Annotated in this window: 4 protein-coding genes; all 4 read right to left on the bottom strand. The window is 46.4% G+C overall.

Annotation, left to right across the window (positions count from 1 at the left end):
- The coding region (locus tag AAC083_RS12755) for a leucine-rich repeat domain-containing protein (RefSeq protein WP_181364741.1) at positions 1-378 on the bottom strand (378 nt) is incomplete at its 3' end.
- Between the two features lie 305 nt (positions 379-683).
- On the bottom strand, positions 684-1,022 hold the full coding sequence (locus AAC083_RS12750) for a hypothetical protein (RefSeq protein WP_219927887.1): 339 nt from the start codon (positions 1,020-1,022) through the stop codon (positions 684-686).
- 56 nt (positions 1,023-1,078) lie between these two features.
- Positions 1,079-3,229 (bottom strand): KAP family NTPase, encoded by a 2,151-nt coding sequence (locus AAC083_RS12745; RefSeq protein WP_219927886.1) that lies wholly within the window; start codon positions 3,227-3,229, stop codon positions 1,079-1,081.
- The coding region (locus AAC083_RS12740; protein ID WP_219927885.1) for a hypothetical protein at positions 3,207-3,404 on the bottom strand (198 nt) is incomplete at its 5' end. The genes AAC083_RS12745 and AAC083_RS12740, both read right to left, overlap by 23 nt.

Here is a 3,404-nt window from a genome sequence, read left to right as displayed (position 1 = left end):
GCACTGACCCAACTCATCGGGCAGCCGTTCAATGACGTTGTCGGTCAGGATCAGCCAGCGCAGCCCCGCAGGCAGCGCTTTGGCCGACACGCTGGCAATCCGGTTGGCCTTAAAACCCACCATGGTCAGCAACCGGCAGCGCCCCAGCACCTCGGGCAACGCTGTAAAGCAGTTATCGGAGCAAAAGAGGATGCGCAGTTTGGTGAACCCGGCCAGCTCGTCAGGAAGCGTGCTTAGCTGGTTGCCGGTGAGATCCAGCACCTCCAGCGTCTCTTTGAGGCTCAAGATCTCGGGGGGGAAAACCGTCAGGTTTTCAGAGAGCTTCAGATGGCGGGCACCGCAGAGTTCGCCCGCGCGCAGCTGTTCCAGAGTATGCATAACCGATTCTCAATCCTGATGACCGCCCTGACGGCGCAACACGGCCATCAACGCGCGCCGGACCTGCGTCCGGCGATTTTAAAGGGGGGCATTATAGAGAATTCGGGGCGCAGATCGCCCCTTTTGTTGCCTTGGTGACGGGTATGGCGCTCAGCAACACCGCCCCATCGAATTGACGAAGACACGTAGGGTGCAATAAGCGCAGCGTATTGCACCGTTTGCAGCGGGGCTGTTGTGCAAGCTATAAGGATCAAGATTAGCGGTGCAATTAAATTGCACCCTACGGCACTGTAACGAATAATCAATCATGACACAGAACATTCAACAGCCAGTTCATCGAGCACTGCGAATACTCCATCAAGGTCATCACGATAGAAGGCTGTGTAATTTGATGTGAAAACACATCGTTCGCTAGTATTTAGCTTAAGTCCTCGGATCAGCTCGCGATATTTAGTCCAATAATTCCCCATCGCTATCGGATCCAAACCACCTGAAAGTGTTTCTCTGGTTGCAATGTAGCCATCTTCATTCCGGCCAGAAAAGAATGAACTGCTTAGATTTGACAAACAGTGATCAAGGAAGAAAAATATATTGCTCTCATCGATCTCTGGATTGAAGCAGATATTAAATACGTAGTAGTTCATCAACTGGGCGATTCCACTACAATCCCCACTCCCACTCTCATCATAATACCCACAACCTACACCTGAGCCATTAGGGGGGTTGTGTTACTAAGTTGATATATAACGAATATATTGACTATATTACGTGCACTAGCAATTCTTCGAGCTAGTGAGCTCTCTTCTGCTACGATAGGATCTTGTGATGCATCTCCGATACACTTCATGAACGCAGCACCAAGAAATACATCTACAGTCACATCATTGACCTCCGCAAAAAAGTTACGTTGTGAGTCGATATAAGTTCGTTTGAAGATAGAAAATATCTCCTGTGATAGTTTCCTCATTTCTATCAGAGCAAGGTCTCTGACTAATCCTGAAGTGGGAGCATTCTTATCTTGATGCACAATAAGTGCTCTCCTCAAATTGTACAGTTGTCCACGACGATCAGCAGAGCACTCTAGTCTGAATATCATGAGATCATACCAACCAAGAGCACCACGTTCAGGACTTATAAGTTTCTCCAGTATACTATTACCTTGATAGCTATTTTCTCCAAATAACCGCCATGCTATTTCTATAGTATTTTCATCACCATTGGATAGTCGCCGTCCAGACCCTCGCCCCCACCCAACATTATCCAACAGCCGTAATAAAGAGTAAATGGCTCGCTGACGTAACCCTTGATCATTATTATCGAATGATGAATAATATGGTATATATTCAATAAGCCTATCTATAGCGTCTTCTGCCTGCGTATTTGTGAGCTCATGAGATTGGTTGACCAAAACACGCCAAAATTGATCATGAGAATATTCTCCACGCGCCAAATCAAAATCTGGCTGCATGAGTATTGAAGCGATCGGTTCCCCCCTTCTAGCCTGAGCTACTGCATTTTGGTATAGGATAAATGTTTGTTGTGGCTCTGGCGTTGAAAACCGAACAATGAGCTTGAGGTATGCCTCTAAATTCCTAAAGCCACCGCTATTAAAGCACGCTCTAGATCGACGTTCCGCCTCATCGACATTACTACTGTAGCCATTATCAAGAATGCTTTTTTCAAATAACTGAGACAACAAGAACCAGGCAGGGTCCGGTACTTCATCCTTCAATGCAGCAAACGTCTCGGCATTTTTGAACCCTTTATCTCCGTATTCTCGCCGCAGTGAAAAGGAACCACTTCGCCCTTCTGTTTCTTCTGCATAGATACGTCGAAACAGCCCGGGGTAATTCAAATGCAATAGCATCAGGTTGATAAGATCCCGCTTGTGAAAGTCTGTTCTACCCAAGTCAGTTTTCTCTATCTGCATCAAGAGCATCGCATTGACGAATCGTTTTAGTTTGCGTAAATTCCCAACAAACGGTTGATAATTAGCCGCCAAGCTACTCCCTAAAATATCCGCCAGTTCGTTGAGTACGACACCGAGTTTTATCATAGTGTCAGAGGGCACCGAACCAAGCTGATTCTCATCGCGCGCCCAATCACGCCGCAAAAAGTCACAAAGACTGGAGCTGTCCACGAACAGGCTTAGCTTGACTGTTACAAATTTTTCCAAAAACTCGCGTGCTCTTTCCCCTTCTTCATTGTTTCCAGTAAGTACTTCCGTGTCATAGCAAAGAACATATGTTGCCTGAGACAGCTTGAACGTCCTCCTCGTTGCGAATAGAACATTGTTTATCGTTTTCGCGTCCAGACGGTCTAGATCATCAATTACGATAATTACGCGCCGCTCGATACGGCGCAGGACCTCGTCAATATCATCGAGAAGTTCATCAATCGTTTCATGCGAAGGCTCTAGCGAAATTTTGAACCCTAAAAATGAAATATCGGCTTTTCCCTTAATGAGGCGTGAATATCGCGAAGCTGCCGGCCTAAATTCTGGTGCAAATACCTTGTCTTGAATCACAGCAGATAGATCGCGAATTAGGCGGTCAGCAAGATCAGGTTCAGAGGCATAACGTAGCGGCTCGAATCGACAAACAAGAACCTTGTCAGCAGCATCTTCCCAATAACGCTCAACCAGATTAATAAAACTCGTTTTACCTACACCCCACGGACCATCAACACCAAAGACTAGCCCCGGATGGGAGCCACTTGCAAGAACAGTCTCTGCAAACGACTTAGCCTGAACTTCATTTGTCAGTAGATCGTCTTTTCTATCATCAATTTTCTCATCTGCAATAAAATAGAGCTGGGAAGTCTGTTTTTTATAACGCGATCTTTTTTGCAAAAATGGCGATAGAAAAATAACGCAGAAAAGAAGAAGAATAGCCGGAGCCCAATGCGGATCCGCGAATTTGAACGCAGTATGTACCTTTGCAAACCAAGGCGAGGCTAATTTGTTTGACCAAACGCGGCGTTGTTGCCCAAATCAGCCAGCAAGTCATGACTTCCCCAGCCCCAGG

Origin of the sequence: Aeromonas sp. HMWF014 (assembly GCF_963878295.1) — a bacterium.
Taxonomy (GTDB): domain Bacteria; phylum Pseudomonadota; class Gammaproteobacteria; order Enterobacterales; family Aeromonadaceae; genus Aeromonas; species Aeromonas popoffii.
The sequence above is the reverse complement of the archived record's forward strand: the minus strand, read 5'-3'. Positions and strand labels throughout refer to the sequence as shown.

What these genes read in the sequence shown, in the direction of transcription:
- AAC083_RS12750 (WP_219927887.1), bottom strand. Translation starts at nt 1,022, where the DNA reads ATGAACTACTACGTATTTAATATCTGCTTCAATCCAGAGATCGATGAG.